The sequence below is a fragment of the Nonomuraea sp. NPDC003727 genome, assembly GCF_053586935.1.
Genome location: NZ_JBSFNE010000003.1, coordinates 132,486 through 148,660, shown reverse-complemented (window position 1 = coordinate 148,660; position 16,175 = coordinate 132,486). Strand labels below are relative to the sequence as shown.

The window sequence follows — 16,175 nt, the reverse complement described above, 5'->3', positions numbered from 1 at the left end:
CCCCCACCGCCTGTGGGGGTTCGGGCCGGACGGTGGATCAGACCAGGCCCAGCGCCTTCTTGAGGAAGTCGACCTGCAGCAGCAGCAGGTTCTCCGCGACGACCTCCTGCGGCGTCATGTGGGTGACGCCGGACAGCGGCAGCACCGTGTGCGGGCGTCCCGCCGCCAGCAGCGCCGACGACAGGCGGAGGGTGTGGGCGGCCACCACGTTGTCGTCGGCCAGGCCGTGGACGAGCAGCAGCGGGCGGTCGAGCTTGGCGGCGTCGGCGAACAGCGACGACTGGTCGTACACCTCGGGCTGGACGGCGGGGTCGCCGAGGTAACGCTCGGTGTAGCAGGTGTCGTACAGGCGCCAGTCGGTCACCGGCGCCCCCGCGATGGCCGCGTGGAAGACATCGGGGCGGCGCAGGACGGCGAGCGCCGCCAGGAAGCCGCCGAACGACCAGCCGCGGATGGCCACCTTGGACAGGTCGAGGTCGTCGGGGTACTGCTGCGCGACGCCCTGGAGCGCGTCGATCTGGTCGTCGAGGACGGGCGTGGCCAGGTCGTTGAGGACGGCCCGCTCGAAGGCCGGACCGCGACCGGGCGTGCCGCGGCCGTCGATGACGACGACGGCGAAGCCCTGCTCGGCGAACCACTGGCTGGTGAGGTACATGCCCTGGGCGGCCAGGACGCGCTGGGCGTGCGGCCCGCCGTACGGGTCGAGGAGCACGGGCAGCTTGCGCGAGCCCGGCTCGTGCCAGGAGGGGAAGACGACCGCGGTCGACAGCTCGCGGGTGCCCGCGCGGCCGAGGTGGACGCGCAGGTCGAGGCCGGGACGCTCGGCGAGCGAGGGGATCGGGATGGTCATGCCGCTGGGCAGGACCACCGTGGCGGAGACGCCCTCCTTCTCGAGCGACTGCTCGGTCAGCACCCCGACGCCGCCCGACAGCCGGCCCGAGTAGACGCCGGACGAGGTGGAGACGGGCATGAGGGAGTGGCCGTCCCAGGTCCAGAGCTGGATCTCGGTCGGGTCGCCGCTGGCCCTGAACAGCACGGTGTCGCGGTCGATGTCGAGCACGTCGCGCACCTGGAGGGTGGGCGGGGTGATCGCGCGGTCGCCGACGAACAGCCGGCGCCCTCCCTCGTCGTCGGCCACCCAGACCAGGGAGCCGTCGTCGAGATGCCCCGGTACGCCGGTCACGATCTCGACCCAGGCGTCGTCGGTGTCCTCGCGCAGCAGCGTGGCCGCGCCGGTGGCCGGGTCGACGGTGAACAGGCGTAGCGCCTTCTGGTCGCGCGGCATGGTGACGATCGACAGCGCGTGGGAGTCCCAGGCGGCGGTGGTGAGGTACTCGTCCTCGAACGGCACCGCGACCCTGGAGCCGTCGAGCCCGATGACGAACAGCTCGGTGCGGGCGTTGGGCGTGCCCGCCGCCGGATACCGCTGCGGTCCGGCGGCGCGGTCCGGATTGGCGGGGTCGGCGATGTACCAGGTCTGGACGGGCGCCTCGTCGGCGCGCTCGACCAGGAGCGCGTCGCTGCCGGGTGCCCACCAGTAGCCGCGGTGGCGGTCCATCTCCTCGGCGGCGATGAACTCGGCCAGGCCGTAGGTGACGGTGTCGCCCTCGGGCTCGGCCAGGGCGCGGTCGTCGCCGGTGGCCAGGTCGTGGACACGGAGGCCGCCGCCGGTCACGTAGGCGACCAGGCGACCGTCGGGGGACAGGCGGGGGTCGATGACCGCGCCCGGCGTCTCCAGGCGGCGCGTGGCGCCCTCGGCCACGTCGGTGACGTACAGGCCGCCGGACAGCGCGAAGGCAGCCGTCGTGACGGCGGAGTCGGTGGCGTAGGCCACGACGCCGCCGGCCTGCTCCCTGCTGCGCTCGCGGCGGGCGCGCTCCTCCGGCGGCAGGTTCTCGTCGTCGGCGTCGAGGGCGCGGGGGTCGACGAGCAGGCGTTCGACGTGGGTGGCGGTGTCGAGCTCCCACAGGCAGGTCACCGGGTCGGTGCCGGACTGCGTCCGCAGGAACAGGACGCGGGCGCCGTCGGGGGAGATGGTGAAGCCTCTGGGCACTCCCAGGGTGAACCGGCGGGTCCTTGCGTGCAGGCGCGGGAAGCTCTCACTCATAAGCCCCCATCCTGCCAGGTGAGACGGTCGCCCCGCGCGTCCGGTGACGCCGTAGGAAACGCAGGTGGAGCGGGTGGAAGCAGTGGTGGAGGCAGGCGCCGGGTGGCATACGCTCGGGGCATGAGTGATCGACGCCTGCTGCTCGTCCACGCCCACCCCGACGACGAGACGATCGGCACCGGCGCCACCATGGCCAGGTACGCCGCCGAGGGAGCCCACGTCACCCTGGTCACCTGCACGCTGGGCGAGGAGGGCGAGGTCATCCCGCCGGAGCTGGCCCACCTGGCGGCCGACGGCGACGACGCGCTCGGCCCCCATCGCGTCGGCGAGCTCGACGCCGCGTGCAAGGCGATGGGCGTCGACGACCACCGCTTCCTCGGCGGTCCCGGCAGGTGGCGCGACAGCGGCATGATGGGCGCCGCCGCCAACGACCGGCCGCACGCGTTCTGGCGGGCCGACCTCGACGAGGCGGCGGCCGAGCTGGTGGCGATCATTCGAGAGGTGCGGCCGCAGGTGCTGGTCACCTACGACGAGGACGGCTTCTACGGTCACCCCGACCACATCCAGGCGCACCGGGTGGCGTGGCGGGCCTTCGAGCTGGCCGCCGACCCGGCCTTCGGCGAGGGCGAGCCGTGGCGGATCGCCAAGTTCTACTACACCGCCACCGCCAAGTCCGTCATGCGCAGGACGGCCGAGGAGATCGAGCGGTCGGGGGTCGGCTTCGTCGCCGAGAACGTCGAGGACGTGCCGTTCGGCGTTCAGGACCACGAGATCACCACCGAGGTGGACGCCCGGCCGTACCTGGGCAACAAGTTCGACGCGATGCGGGCGCACGCCACCCAGATCACCGTCGACCCGCCCTGGTTCGCGCTGTCCAACAACATCGGGCAGGAGGTGTTCGGGGTCGAGCACTTCATCCTGCGCAGCGGGATCACGGGCGAGACCGGGCCGGGCGCGCCGATCGAGGCGGGCGGGCTGGGCGAGCATCACGCCCTGGAGAAGGATCTGTTCGCGGGCATCCACTAACCTCCTCCGTTATGGAGCAACGGAGCCACGCCGAGTCCGCGCTGGCGGGGGCCGCGTACGGCATGCTGGCCGTGCTGGGGGTCGTCCTCGGCGTGGTGGGCGGGTTCACGCACGCGTGGTACGTCGGGCCGACGTGGCCGCTGGCGGCCATCGGCTGGGTGCCCGCGCTGTTCGCGATCTGTTTCGGCGCGGGCAGGCTGATGCGCGCCAAGCTCGGCGCCTCGGCGGTGGCGGCCGGCTGGCTGCTGGTGTCGATGGTGTTCTCGCTGAAGCGCGCGGCGGGCGACCTGGTGATCGCCGGTGACGTGGCCGGCTTCGTCTACCTCTACGGGGGCATGGCGGTCGTGCTGGTGGCCGTGTTGCTCTCGCCGTCGTCGGCGGGCGGCGGCTCGTGGCTGCTGAAGGGCGTCGACCAGCAGGCCCCGATGATGCGGCAGCCCCCGCCGACGGTCGACGGGGGCCGCTGACGCGCTACCGGACCCGGGCTACCGGACCCGGGCCACTGGATCCGGGCTACTGGACCGGGGGCTGCGGAGTCGGGGTCGGGGTCGGGGTCGGAGTTGGGAGCGGGTCGGGCTCGGGTGTCAGGTCGCCTGTCTCGCCGTCGTCGTCCTCGCCGCCGTCACCCCCGTCATCCCCCGTGGTGGGGCAGGTGGTCGGGGTCGGCGTGGCGGCCAGCGGGGTCGTGGCGGCCAGGTCCACGGCCGGCGTGCCGCCGTCCGCGGGCGGGACCGCCTGGGGCGTGGGCGGGTTCGGACTCGGCGTCGGGCTCGGGCTCGGGGTCGGGATCGTGTCCTGGGCCGGGGGCGCGGGTGTGCAGGTGACGTAGACCGTGGCGGTCGCCGTGACCGTCGGGCCCGTCGTGACCGTGGTGGTCGCGGTGGTGGTCGCGGTCGTGGTGGCGTTCACCGTGGTGGTCGCGTTCACCGTGGTCGTCGAGGCGACCGTCACCGTGGCCGACGGGACCGCCGACGCGGTGACCGTGGCGGTCGCCGACGGCGTCGCCGTGGCCGTCACCGTGCGCGTCGGCCAGGGCAGCACCTTGAGCGAGACCGAGGCCTTGCCGCTCTTCTTGTAGGTGCCCTTGCCCAGCTTGGTGGAGGCCTTGCCGGCGCCGGTCGTCACCGGCAGGGAGGCGGTGGCCGTCCGGCAGGACTTGCCCTTGCACACCTTCTGCTTCACAGTGAAGCGAGCCGCACCGCCGTACGTGACGGCGACGTCCAGATAGGCGACGCCCTTCTTGGCCACCACCTTGGTGGTCGCGGTGTACTTGGCCGCGGTGGGCGTCGGCGTGGGGGAGGGGCTGGTGGAGACGGGTAACTCCAGCCGGTCAGCCGTGGGGGTGTCAGTGGCCGAGGAGGTCTGGGTGACGGCGAGGCCGCCGACGGTGGCCAGTGCCATGGTGCACACCAGGGCGGCCAGAATGATGAATCTCATGATCCTGCTCTTGGGGGAGATTTCAGGACGGGGATCATTATTCCGATTTGTCAAGTCGGGTCAAGGGTGAGAGGCATGGACAGGCGGCACCGGATCCGCAGGATCGCCAACTTCGTCAACCTCTCCACCCCTCTTGGCCTGCTGATCTCCGTCATCGGCGGGACGACGAGAAAGCCCGGCCCTCAGGGACTCATTCTCGCGTACGGCTATCGCTACGGCTTCCCCGTCGCCGGCGCCTTCACCGTCGGGAACGTCGTGCTGACCAAGCACCCCGAGACCTACCTGACCGGCAGGCTGCTCGACCACGAGGACCGGCACGCCACCCAGTGGGCCTGGTGCGCCGGCCTGCCCATGCTGCCGCTCTACCTGCTCTCCCTCGGCGTGTCGCTGCTGATCTGCGGCAACCAGGCCGCCTACAACCCCTTCGAGCGACTGGCCGGGCTCGACGACGGCGGGTATCCCCGCGCGGCGCCGCGGTGGAAGCGCGACCAGTCGCTCCCTGAGGGGATCGAGAAGGGCGAGTGAGCGAGTCACGCCCGCTCACGGCGTGAGCGTGAGCGTGTATCTGGCCGCCTTCCTGATCGAGTCGAGCTTGGAGTGCATGGGCGTGGTCCGCCCGTCGGCCCACAGCGCCGCCTGGTCCCAGTAGTTGTCGTGGAAGGCGTGCCCCGAGGCGCCGGTCAGGTTGATCCAGCGGGAGCGGTCCATGTCGGCCAGGTCGACGACCATCCGCATCGAGGGGACGGCGGTGATCCCGTAGTCGTCCTGGATGTTCCATCCCGTGGCGTTGACCGCGTCCTTGTTGCCGGGCGAGCCGAACGGGCCGCGGTTGAACAGCGCCTCGACAGGGCCGATGCCCGAGGTGCCGAAGGTCTGGTTGGTCAGGGTGAGCGTGTGCAGGTCGCCCCACCGCCACGCCTTCACGTCGGGGCCGAGCAGTCCGGCCAGCTCGTGGTGGGCGTCGGCCATGGCGGCGCGCAGGATGTCGTCGCGGGTCTCGGTGACGTTCTTGGTCGTCACGTCGTCCCAGTACGGGTCTTCCGGACGCTCCAGCAGGTTGCGCACGACCTCGTACCAGCGGTCGCCGCCGCCCGGCCGGGCTCCCGAGGGCAGCTCGTCGTTGAACGTCGCCATGAGCAGGTGCCGCCAGACCGCGTTGAAGTAGGCGGCGGGCGCGGAGTCGAGGCCCTGGGAGCCGTCCCATCCGCGCAGCAGCGCCTGGGCGTCGGCGCTGGGGCCGGCCAGGCCCACCTTCAGCAGCGCGGGGACGAGGACCTCGGCCAGGCCGTTGTGGGAGTCCTGCTGGATGCGGCTCATGGTCTCGGCGTCGATCTTGCCGCTCTTGGTCGCCTGCCGGACCCGTTCGAGGATGCGCTTGGCGCGGTAGCCGTACGACCAGTCCTTGGTGAGGAGCTGCCGGTAGCGGTCGGGGTTGATGACGGCGTTGTTGGCGGTGACCACGAAGCCGTCGGCCGGGTCGGAGACGCTGGGCAGCTCGTCGAAGGGGATCGCGCCGCGCCACTCGTACTCGCCGGTCCAGCCCGGCACGGGCCAGGTGCCGTCGCCCTTGGCGCGCACGGGGATGCGGCCGGGCGCCTGGTAGCCGATGCGCCCTTCGGTGTCGGCGTACACGAGGTTCTGCGCGGGCACGTCGAACAGCGAGGCGGCGGCGCGGAACTCGTGCCAGTCGCCCGCCTCGTTCAGGTCGAAGATCGCCTCGGCGGCGGTGCCGGGGGTGAGCGCGGTCCACTGCAGGGCCACGGCGTTGGCCTCGTCCGACGGTTTGACGCTGCCCATCACCTCGTGCATCAGCGGCCCGTGCCTGGTCTTGCGGACCTTGATGGTCACGGGGTCGCCGCCGGCGACCTTGATCTGCACGTTCTTGGTCTCCAGCGGGAGCCATTCGCCCTTGTAGAGGTAGGTGTCGTCCTTGACCTGCTCCAGGAAGAGGTCGGCGACGTCGGGGCCGAGGTTGGTGAACCCCCAGGCGATCTTGTCGTTGTGCCCGATGATGACGCCGGGCACCCCGGAGAAGGTAAACCCTGTCACGTCATAAGCGCATTTTTCCGACTTCGTACGGCAGTGCAGCCCCGCCTGGTACCAGACCGACGGCAGCTGCGCCGACAGGTGCGGATCGTTGGCCAGCAGCGGCTTGCCCGTCGTGGTGTGCTCGCCCGAGACCACCCACGAGTTCGACCCGATCCCGTCGTTCTCCTCGGCCCCCATCAGGTCGGGCACCCTGCTCAGCGCCTCGGCCGCACCGGTGAGGACGGCCGAGCCCTCGCCGAGCCGCGGCTCGCTGCGCTCGTCGAAGCGGCCGTCGGCGATGGTGCCCTGCGTCACGATCGCCGGGTTGCGGTCGAACGGGTAGCCGGGGAAGAGCTGGTTGACCCGCTCCCTCGGCAGCTTCGTGGCGGCGAGGGCACGGTCGATCTCGTCGTCGAGGTTGGAGCGCAGGTCCCAGGCCATCGCCTTCAGCCACGACACCGAGTCGAGCGGTGTCCAGGGCTCGGGCTTGTAGCCGGAGTTCTGCAGCTTCAGGACGGAGTATTCGAGGCTCCTGTCCGAGGCGTTCGGGTGCTCGGCGAGGTAGGCGTTGACGCCCTTGGCGTACGCGTCGAGGTAGCGCTTGGTGCGCTCGGTGAGGTTCGCCAGCTCCTGCTCGGCCACCTCCCGCCAGCCCATCGTGCGGATGATCTTGTCCTCGGTCAGCGTCGCCGGCCCGAACAGCTCCGACAGGCGTCCCGCGGTGACGTGGCGGCGGAAATCCATCTCCCAGAAGCGGTCCTGGGCATGGACGTAGCCCTGCGCCATGAAGAGGTCTTCGGAGGTGTCGGCGTAGATCTGCGGGATGCCCCACTCGTCGCGGTAGACCTCGACCTTGCCGGTCAGGCCCGCAACCTTGATGGTGCCTTCGAGCCGCGGGAACGACTGCCGCGCTATCCACACGCCGACCGCCGCGAGGACGAGCGCCAGGGCCAGGAGGACGGTCAGCACCCTCGCGAGCCAACGCAGCGGCCACGGCAACCCCACATAGGGCCTGAACCTCACGAAAACCTCCTTATGCCGTGGCTTCGCACCAAGTGTCGCAGCCGTTTCTCGGTGCGACGACCATGATCACCTCGCGTGACGGAAAGGTCGCGATCAGGCGACGTCCGGGCACGAAGGGAGCTAGGTCCAGGTCTGCCCGTCGGGGGTGTCGGCCACCTTGACCCCGAGCTCGGCCAGTTCCTCCCGCAGCCGGTCGGCCGCGTCCCAGTCGCGCGCCTCGCGGGCCCGCGCCCGCTGGTCGAGCAGCTCGGCCGCCCCCGGCGGGAGCACCCGCACCTTGCCGATCTCCGTCGACAGGTCCAGCGCGAGCACCTGGTCCAGATGCAGGAACGACTCGAACTTCGCGCCGGGCGCCACCGACTCGTCCTTCTCCAGCTCCCGCAGCACCCGCAGCGCCGACGGGGTGTCGAGGTCGTCGTCGAGGGCGGCCTCGGCGCGCCGTACCCACGGCTCGGCCATCGGCGCGCTGGGCGACTCGGCCCACTCGGCGACCCTGGTCCGCCACCGGCGCAGCGTGCGGTCGGCCGCGCGCAGGGTGTCCCACGTGAGGTTCATCTGGTGGCGGTAGCGGTGCTCCAGGAACGCCAGCCGGACGGCCAGCGGGTCGAGCCCGGCGGCGGTCACGTCCCGCAGCAGCACCACGTTCTCGGTGGACTTGGCCATCTTGCGCCCGTCGAACAGCAGGTGCTCACCGTGCACCCACCGCCGCACCACCTCGTGACCCGCGGCGGTGTCGGACTGGGCGCGCTCGTCCTCGTGGTGGGGGAAGCGCAGGTCGATCCCGCCGGTGTGGACGTCGATCCGGTCGCCCAGGTAGCGCAGCGACATGGCCGAGCACTCGACGTGCCAGCCGGGGAAGCCCCGACCGCCCCACGGGGTGTCCCACGCCAGCTCGCGGTGCGAGTGCTTCCACAGCGCCCAGTCGGCGTGGAACCGCTTGCGCTCGTCGACCCCCTCCACCCGGTGCCCCGGCCTGAGCGCGTCGAGCCGGTTGCCCGAGAGCTCGCCGTACGAGGGAAAGGTCTGCGCGGCGAAGAACACCGAGCCGTCCGGTACGGCGTAGGCGTGCCCCTTCTCCATGAGCTTGACGATCAGCTCGATCATGAGGTCGACGGACTCGGTGGCGCGCGGGGTGTACTCGGGCGGGCGCAGGTTGAGGGCGGCGGTGTCGCGGCGGAAGGCGTCCTCGTAGAAGCGGGCGATGTCGAGGGTGGAGCGGCCCTCCTCGCGGGCCTGTAGGACGATCTTGTCCTCGCCGACCTCGGCGTCGTCGACGAGATGCCCGACGTCGGTGATGTTCTGGCAGACGAGCACGCGGACCCGGTTGCGCTCCAGGACCCTGCGGACGAGGTCGGACAGGAGGTAGGAGCGCAGGTTCCCGACGTGCGCGAACCGGTAGACGGTCGGGCCGCAGGTGTACATCCTCAGGGCCCTGGCTTGGGGAAGCTCCTCGACCTGCCGGGTGCGCGTGTCGTAGATCCGCAACATGGAACGAGCCTAATCCGGCGCGTCGCCACCCCCAAGGCCCAGCCGTTCGCGGCCGGGCCCTGCTCCCGGCCGCGCCTCCAGGATGGGCTACTCGCCCAGAAAGCCTCCAGGACGGGCTACTCGCCCAGGAAGCCGAGGATGTCGCGGTCGCCGCGCTCGCGCAGCCGGGCGACGACCTCCTCGCGCGTGGCCGTCTCCGGCAGCCCCACCCTGGCCCCGATGAGCCGCAGCCCCTCGGCCTCCGAGTCGACCGGAGCGGTGTAGCCGATCAGGTGCAGCGCCCTGTTCAGCGGGCGCAGCGCCGGCTGGGCGGCGGGAAGGAAGCGCGTCAGCAGCTCCCCGCCGTCCGAGACCGTCAGGAACACGTGGTCGCCCTCGGAGGCGTTGAACTCCGCCAGCACGTTCCTGATCGACCCCATCGTCGGCTGGTTGTGCCAGGAGATCACCACGTCGCCCGACGGCGCGGAGGCGGTCAGCGACCCGCCGGGCGCCATCCCGAGGTGCGCGGCGAACCCGGTCGGCAGCGGGGAGCCAGACCCGCGCAGGTGCTCGGCGTTGACGTCCACCCGGTGCCACCAGCGCCCGTCACGCGACCTGAAGCAGCGCCGCGTCTCGGAGACGTCCTTGCGCGGCTGGTAGCCCGGCTGGTCGGGCGCGGCCACCCTGATCCAGCCACGCTGCGAGCGCTCGAACCCCGGCCCGCCCGAGTAGGCGCGCACCGAGCTCTCGCTCACGTCGTATCTCGACGTCAGGTTGGCCACGATGGTGTTGACCGAGGCCTCCCCGCCGGCCCGCTCGATCTCCCTGGCGATCATCTCCCTGATCCCCAGGTACTCCTCGCCGCCCCACCGCGCCAGGCCGTACTTGTTGCGGTCCACGCGGCGGAAGCGCGCGTCGGCGGTCAGCTGGTTGCGGATGCCGACCAGGCTGTAGTCCTCGCCGATCCGCTCCTGGATCTCCTCGGGCGTGAGCGCGTGCCCCGAGACCGCCAGCACGGCCTCGGCCTTCTCGTTCACGCTGCGCGGCCACAGCATGACGTGCCCCTCGTAGACCCGCAGCTGGGGCACCGTGGCCAGCCACCGCTCGGCCACGTCCTCGCGGACACCGAGCTGCGCGGTCATCGCCACCGCCTCCGCCATGGCCTTCGGCCCCTCGGCGAACAGCTGCCTGGTCTTCTCCCGCAGCTCGTCGACACCGCCCGCGATCAGCCAGCCGTCGACCTGGTCGTAGCCGGTCAGCAGCGTCCTGACGAACCGCCACACCGGGATGCCGAGCGTCACCAGCTCGGTGCGGTGCCACGGCGCCGCGTCGGCCAGATGCTCAGCGGGTACGGCGGAGCCCAACTGCCCACGCAGCCAGGTAACGTGCGCCAGCAGCGGCCCCGCGTCGGGCGAGGCCAGCCACGCCTCCACGTGGTCGCGCAGGTCGCGCTCGATCTGCCTGATCCGCTCGCGCGTCACGGAGAAACGCTGGGCGAGCTCGTCGAGCGTGGCCCGCTGCTCGGCGTAGACACGGTCGCGCGCGATCGTGCGCTGCCGCTCGTCGAGGGCGACGAACAACTCGTCGACCAGCTGCGGCAGCGCGACCGTCCTGATCTCGGCGACCGGCTCCAGCAGCCGCTCGAACACGCCGACGAACAGCTTGTGAACCACGTCGCGGCCGAGCACGTCGGGCGTGCGCTCGCTCTCGCCCGGGTTGGAGAACCTCAGCAACGGCAGGATGTCGCCCACCTGCAGATGCCCCCAGAAGGCCACGGCCACGTCGGCGAGACGGCCGGCCACGGCCTGCGTGCCGATCACGGCACACGCCCGGTCCAGCGGGATCGACTGCCACCACGCGTCGGGCAGCTGAGGATCATCCGCGAGAGGTGCGATCTGGACGGGAGAGGTCCAGCGCAGGGGCGGCGCGAGGTCACTCAGGCTGAGATTCATTGGGGTCCAACCAGCAAAGGGAAAGGATATCCGCAGTTCAGAGACTATGTGATTAGGACGACAAAAATGGGCTCCCTCTTCCCGCATGGGAAACGTAGAGCACCGACCGCGCCCGCGTACAGGCCACGTAGAGCAGCCCCCGCTCGCGCTGGAGCACCCGCGCCCGGTCGGCGGGGTCGTCCGGCAGCGGCTCGGGCACCACGCCCTCGGCGATCCCGATCAGCGCGACCCGCTCGAACTCCAGGCCCTTCAACCCGTGCAGCGTCGTGACCCGCACGTCGTGACCCGCTCGGGCGAGCGCCTCCCTGGCGGACCTGACGAGGCGGGTGGTGCGCGCGGCCACGGCCATCTCCGCGGCGGGCACGCCGTCCTCCAGCCACGACCCGATCGTGGACACCAGCCCGGCCAGCTCGGCCTCCGGCGAGTCGTAGGCCCTGATCGTCGGCCGTTCGCCGTGATGCGTGCTGCGGAAGTCGCGCAGCTCCTGCACGTGCTTGACCAGCCCGAGCGCCGGGCCGCCGCCGCGCAGCCGTACCCCGAAGGACAGCACCTCGTGCGGCAGCCGGTAGGAGATCGCCAGCTCGTGCTGCACGGCGTGGATGCCGACCGCCTCCAGCGCGCTGCGATGGTCGGTGATGCGCTGGTGCGGGTCGCCGACCACGAACAGGTCGTCCGGAGCGCGCGGCACCGCCGCGCGCAGCAGCCGCCACTGCGCCGGGCTCACGTCCTGCGCCTCGTCCACCACGATGTGCCGGTACGGCTTGCGCCCCGGCTCGCCGAAGCTCAGCACGTCGTCGAGCAGGTCGCCGGCCGCCCTGGTGAGCAGCCGCAGCGCCTCCTCCGCCAACTCGGCCAGCGAGCGCGCCCCCGGCCCCACGAGCACGGGCTGCCGCCCCTCCACGTCGGCCACGATCCTGACCGCCAGCCGGTCGACGTTGTCGACGTCGACGCGCTTGCGGACCGCCTCGTCCTCGATCAGCGTGTCCAGGCGCGCCGACAGGTCGGCCGCGAGCCCCTGCGTCAACGTCACCAGCAGCACCGGCCCGTTGCCGTGCTCGGCCAGGTGCGCGGCCCGGTGCAGGGCGGTGAGCGTCTTGCCCGTGCCGGCGCCGCCGGTGACGAGCACCGGGTGCTCGTAGTGGCCGGCGCGGGCCAGCCGGTGCTGGGGCGGGTGCAGGAAGACGCACCAGTCGGGCTTGCCGACGATCCTGTCGATCTCCTCGGGCCGCGCGGCGAACACCGCCAGGTCAGGGCTGCGCAGCAGCGCCCCGAGCAGGTCGGAGGTGTCGATCGGCTCGGGGGAGTCCCACGAGGTGCGGCGGGAGTCCAGCGCCTTCCACGCCTCGGGCAGCGAGCCGCCCCTGGCCATCACCGCCAGCGGCAGGTACTGCGTGGGCGGCAGCAGCGGCTCCAGCGCGTCCACGTCCGCCTCGTTGGTGACTAACCTGACCAGCGGCAGCAGCGCGAGGTCGACCCCCAGGCCCAGCAGGTCGGCGTCGTCCACGTCCGCGAACAGCCGCGTCGCCCCGGCCGAGCGGCGCAGGGCGTGCTCGACCCTGCCCAGCGCCTCGGCGTCCCACTGCTCGATCACCCCGATCAGCGGGTTGACGCTGAAGGCGTGCCGGCCCGCGTAGGTCTCGGCCTCGTCGTCGGGCAGCAGCGTGAGCAGCCACGACAGGTCGCCGTGCCGTACCACGACGCCCTTGAGCCCGTCGGCCATCCGCACCGTCCCCACCCCCTCGGGGGCGGGGACCTCGTCGAGGAATCCGTACAGCGCGGCCATGACCTGCCCGCGCTCTGGCGCAGCCAGAGCGCGGAGCTCCCTGGGGAAGCCGGGGGCGATCGCGAGCCGCGCCACGGGCTCAGTCCAACAGGTCGAGCAGGTCACGGTCCCCGCGTTCGCGGAGCCTGGTCTTGAGGTCGTCCAGACTGACGTTGCCCGACATGCCAATCCTTATGGCGATGATTCTCGCGGCGTGCTCGATCGCGCTGCTCAGGCCGGTGTAGTCGGCCAGGCGCAGCGCCTTGGAGATCTTACTGGCGCCCGGCGTGGCCACCGGCAGGTGCTTGGCCCGCAGCACGCCCTCCTTCGAGAGCGTGATGAACAGGTGCCCGCCCTCCCGCGCGCCGACGTCGGCCAGCAGCCTGCCCATCTGGCTGATGCACGGCCTGCCCAGCCAGCTGATCGACAGCTCGCCCGCCGCGCTCCTGACCGTCCAGCTCGCGCCCGCGGTCAGCCCCAGGTAGGCGGCGAACCCGCTCGGCAGCGCGCACTCACCGGTGGCCAGCTGCTCGGCGGTCACGTCGATCCGCAGCCACCAGCGCCCGTCGGGCTGCCGGAAGCAGCGTTTGGTCAGCGAGACGTCCTTGAAGGCCTGGTGCGGCTTGCCGTTGCCGTTGCCGTCGGATGGCGCGGGCGCAGGGAACTCCTCGAACCGGGCCGCCGCCTCAACGGGCGCACCCTGCGGCTCCGGGTGCGGCGGCGCCTGGACGGACCCGGCGTACGGCTCGGCCCCCGGCACGGACTGGAACCGCGGCTCCAGCACGGGCGCCGCTGCGGGCTCCTGCGGTCGTTGGAGGTGCGGTTCTCCCGCTCCAGGGCCAGGAAGATGCGGTTCTCCCGCCCCGGGACCAGGAAGGTACGGTTCTCCGACCCCGGGACCAGGGAAGGGCGGCTCACCGGCCACCACCGGGCCGGAGAACTGCGGCTCTTCGGCCGCCGGGCCAGGGAACTGCGGCTCCGGAACGGCAGGCGAGCCGGACACCTCGGCGATCCGCGCCGGTGCGGCCAGCGTCGCCTGCACGAACTGCCAGGCGGGCACGTCGAGCGCGCGCACCTCTCTGCCGTGCCAGTCGGCCGCCCCGATCAGCAGGTCCCGCGGCGGATCCACGCCCAGCCGGGCGCGCAGGTCGTCGAGGTGCGCCCGGTACGGCGCGGTCTCCTCGGCGGCCAGCCACCGCAGCAGGCGCTGGCGCAGCTCGGCCTCGACGGCGACGATCTCCGCCTTGGGGGCCGCGAACAGCTTGGCCAACTGCTCCACGGCCGAAGGAGCATCGGTGAAGACGCGGTTCTGCGCGACGGCCCACGTCTTGTCGTCCAGACCCGCGAAGGAGGCCTCGATCAGCGCGTGCAGGTCGACCGCCCCGGCGGGGGCACCCGCCGCCGACGGCTCGCCACCGGACACACCCGCCTCGGGCAGGCCACCACTCGCGAAACCCGCGTCGGCCGGCTCCCCACTCGCGTCGCCCACGTCGGGCAGGTCATTACCCGGGACGCCCGCGTCGGGCAGCCGGTCGTGGGGGACGTGCGCGTCGGATAGGTCGCCATGTGCGGCGCCCGCGTCGGCCGGCCGGTCGTGGGGGACGTCCGCGTCGGGCAGGTCACCACTCGGGACGTCCGCGTCGGGCAGGTCGCCGCCGGACGCGCCGGTGACAGGAAGGCCGTCGGGCGTGTCCGACCCGAACAGGTCGCCATCCTGGACGCGCGCAGCGGGCAGATCGTCATCCGGGACACCAGCAGCGGAGAGGTCGTCACCCGGGACGCGCGCTGCGGGCAGGTCGTCACTCGGGACCCGCGAAGCGGGCAGGTCGCCGTCCGGGACGCCCGCCGCCGGCTCGTCGTCCGGCACGGCGGCGAAGGACCACTCGCCCACCGGGTCGGCCACCGTGTGCGGCCGCTCGCCATCCGGGGCGGCCTCGTCGGCCCTGTCGCCCTCACGCTCGGCGCGTTCCACACCGGGGCTCGCGGCGCCCGTGCCATCGAGGACATCGGCTGCGGGCTCCTGGACGCCGTCCGCCCACAGAGCACCGGCACCGGCCGCCTCCTGGAGCCGGGACGCCTCGGGCACCCCCGGGGCCGGCGGCTCCTCGGACACCGGCTTGAACGCGGAGTCCTGGCCACTGTCGGCGGGACGCGGAGTGGACGCCTGGAAGGCGTCCCAGCGCTCGGCTCGCGCGGACGCGGCCTGCTCGGGCGCCGCATGCGGGGCGGCGTCCTGCCCGCCCGTCGTGGTGCCGGTCCCGAAGGCGTCGAACGGCGTGCCGTAGGACTGCTTGGTGGAGCGGGGCTTGCGCGACGGGAGCGGCGGCGCCTCGGCCCGCGACCCGGCGACCGGCCGATCCGGCGCCACCGGGGCGCCCGCGCTCGGCGAGACGGGTTCCACCGGGGCGCCCGCGCTCGGTGTGACGGGTTCCGCCGGGGACACGGCGCTTGGCGCGGGCATGCCGAACTCGACGGGGGAGCCGGCACCCGACGCCTGCAGACCGTGCCTCGAGGCGTCCGATCCCAAGGCGTCCGGTCCCAAGGCGTCCGGTCCCAAGGCGTCCGGCGAGGCGTTCGGTCCCGAGGCGTCCGGTGCCGCAGCGTTCGCCTCCGGCTCCAGGTGGTCCGGCGCCGAGGTCTCCGGCTTCAGGTGGTCCGGCGCCGAGGTCTCCGGCTTCAGAGCGTCCGGCGGCTCCAGGGCGTCCGGCGCGAGAGCCTCCAGCCGTGCGACGCCCGCGGCGCCCCGTCCGGGCGCGGCGGACTCCAGGACGTCGGCTGCGTCCCGCTCCGGGGCCTCCGGCCGCGCCAGGGTCGGCTGCGCGGGGGCCGGCTGGGAGAGTTCCGGCTGCGCGAGGTTCGGGTGTGCGGTGTCCGACCGTGCGGTGTCCGGCTCCGCGAAGGTGTCCAGGATGTCCCGCTCCGCGGGGGTGTCCAGGACGTCCGGCTCCGGCGGGAGCGATGCCGCGGCCTCCGGGCGCGACACGGCCTCCTCGCCCGGCGTCAGCCGTACGAAGACCGCCGAGAACAGCGAGGTGAGCACCGGCCGCGCCTTCACGAACGGCTGGTCCACCAGCTCGCGGCTGCTCAGCGACAGCAGCCCCGGCCACGAGCCCACCCGGTCGAGGGCGATCGCGACGTGCGGCTCGTCGGCCTCGTCGGGGTCCAGGACGTGCAGCGCGGGCAGGACGTCGCCGATGGCCGCGGCGGGCCACTGCTCCAGCGCGATCTCCGTCAGCAGCTCGCCGAGGGGCTCGGGTCCGATGGCGGCCAGCACCCGCGGCATGGGCAGGCTCCGCCACCACGCGTCAGGCAGGTGCGGTTGCCCGTGGAGCAGTGTGATCGCGGCAGCGTCGCTCCACCGCAAGGGTGGTAC

At 72.5% G+C, this 16,175-nt stretch carries 10 protein-coding genes; 3 read left to right on the top strand and 7 right to left on the bottom strand.

Going from position 1 to position 16,175, the window contains the following annotated elements; genetic code table 11:
- Positions 1–37: 37 nt before the first annotated feature.
- Positions 38–2,107 carry a prolyl oligopeptidase family serine peptidase gene (locus ACWDLG_RS09460; RefSeq protein WP_449917817.1) on the bottom strand — a complete coding sequence of 690 codons (2,070 nt, stop codon included), beginning with the start codon at positions 2,105–2,107 and terminating at the stop codon, positions 38–40.
- 120 nt (positions 2,108–2,227) lie between these two features.
- On the opposite strand from ACWDLG_RS09460, the gene mshB reads away from it, so the two are divergent.
- Complete coding sequence (gene mshB, locus ACWDLG_RS09455) at positions 2,228–3,133, top strand: N-acetyl-1-D-myo-inositol-2-amino-2-deoxy-alpha-D-glucopyranoside deacetylase (RefSeq protein WP_449917816.1); 906 nt, start codon at positions 2,228–2,230, stop codon at positions 3,131–3,133.
- 11 nt (positions 3,134–3,144) lie between these two features.
- The gene (locus ACWDLG_RS09450; RefSeq protein ID WP_449917814.1) at positions 3,145–3,600 is read left to right on the top strand and encodes a DUF6113 family protein; all 456 of its coding nucleotides are present in this window, start codon (positions 3,145–3,147) and stop codon (positions 3,598–3,600) included.
- A gap of 46 nt (positions 3,601–3,646) precedes the next feature.
- On the opposite strand, the gene ACWDLG_RS09445 is transcribed toward ACWDLG_RS09450, so the two are convergent.
- Positions 3,647–4,570 carry a hypothetical protein gene (locus ACWDLG_RS09445; protein ID WP_449917811.1) on the bottom strand — a complete coding sequence of 308 codons (924 nt, stop codon included), beginning with the start codon at positions 4,568–4,570 and terminating at the stop codon, positions 3,647–3,649.
- A 75-nt stretch (positions 4,571–4,645) separates the two neighbouring features.
- Between ACWDLG_RS09445 and ACWDLG_RS09440 the strand changes: the two genes are divergently transcribed.
- The gene (locus tag ACWDLG_RS09440) at positions 4,646–5,095 is read left to right on the top strand and encodes a hypothetical protein (RefSeq protein WP_449917808.1); all 450 of its coding nucleotides are present in this window, start codon (positions 4,646–4,648) and stop codon (positions 5,093–5,095) included.
- 15 nt (positions 5,096–5,110) lie between these two features.
- On the opposite strand, the gene ACWDLG_RS09435 is transcribed toward ACWDLG_RS09440, so the two are convergent.
- The 5 genes from ACWDLG_RS09435 to ACWDLG_RS09415 all read right to left on the bottom strand — a co-directional run bounded on the left by ACWDLG_RS09435 (position 5,111) and on the right by ACWDLG_RS09415 (position 16,085).
- Positions 5,111–7,621, bottom strand: a complete 2,511-nt coding sequence (locus ACWDLG_RS09435; protein WP_449917805.1) for a penicillin acylase family protein — start codon at positions 7,619–7,621, stop codon at positions 5,111–5,113.
- 120 nt (positions 7,622–7,741) lie between these two features.
- Complete coding sequence (gene cysS, locus ACWDLG_RS09430) at positions 7,742–9,109, bottom strand: cysteine--tRNA ligase (protein ID WP_449917803.1); 1,368 nt, start codon at positions 9,107–9,109, stop codon at positions 7,742–7,744.
- A 116-nt stretch (positions 9,110–9,225) separates the two neighbouring features.
- Positions 9,226–11,040, bottom strand: coding sequence for a sigma factor-like helix-turn-helix DNA-binding protein (locus tag ACWDLG_RS09425; protein WP_449917800.1), 1,815 nt, complete (start codon positions 11,038–11,040; stop codon positions 9,226–9,228).
- Positions 11,041–11,092: 52 nt separating this feature from the next.
- Positions 11,093–12,898, bottom strand: coding sequence for a UvrD-helicase domain-containing protein (locus ACWDLG_RS09420; protein WP_449917798.1), 1,806 nt, complete (start codon positions 12,896–12,898; stop codon positions 11,093–11,095).
- 4 nt (positions 12,899–12,902) lie between these two features.
- Positions 12,903–16,085 carry a hypothetical protein gene (locus ACWDLG_RS09415; RefSeq protein WP_449917797.1) on the bottom strand — a complete coding sequence of 1,061 codons (3,183 nt, stop codon included), beginning with the start codon at positions 16,083–16,085 and terminating at the stop codon, positions 12,903–12,905.
- Positions 16,086–16,175 lie beyond the last annotated feature (90 nt).

Bases quoted from the DNA above. Each gene is read 5' to 3' on its own strand.
- ACWDLG_RS09460 (WP_449917817.1), bottom strand. From the start codon at position 2,107: ATGAGTGAGAGCTTCCCGCGCCTGCACGCAAGGACCCGCCGGTTCACC.
- mshB (WP_449917816.1), top strand. From the start codon at position 2,228: ATGAGTGATCGACGCCTGCTGCTCGTCCACGCCCACCCCGACGACGAG.
- ACWDLG_RS09450 (WP_449917814.1), top strand. From the start codon at position 3,145: ATGGAGCAACGGAGCCACGCCGAGTCCGCGCTGGCGGGGGCCGCGTAC.
- ACWDLG_RS09445 (WP_449917811.1), bottom strand. From the start codon at position 4,570: ATGAGATTCATCATTCTGGCCGCCCTGGTGTGCACCATGGCACTGGCC.
- ACWDLG_RS09440 (WP_449917808.1), top strand. From the start codon at position 4,646: ATGGACAGGCGGCACCGGATCCGCAGGATCGCCAACTTCGTCAACCTC.
- cysS (WP_449917803.1), bottom strand. From the start codon at position 9,109: ATGTTGCGGATCTACGACACGCGCACCCGGCAGGTCGAGGAGCTTCCC.
- ACWDLG_RS09425 (WP_449917800.1), bottom strand. From the start codon at position 11,040: ATGAATCTCAGCCTGAGTGACCTCGCGCCGCCCCTGCGCTGGACCTCT.
- ACWDLG_RS09415 (WP_449917797.1), bottom strand. From the start codon at position 16,085: ATGCCGCGGGTGCTGGCCGCCATCGGACCCGAGCCCCTCGGCGAGCTG.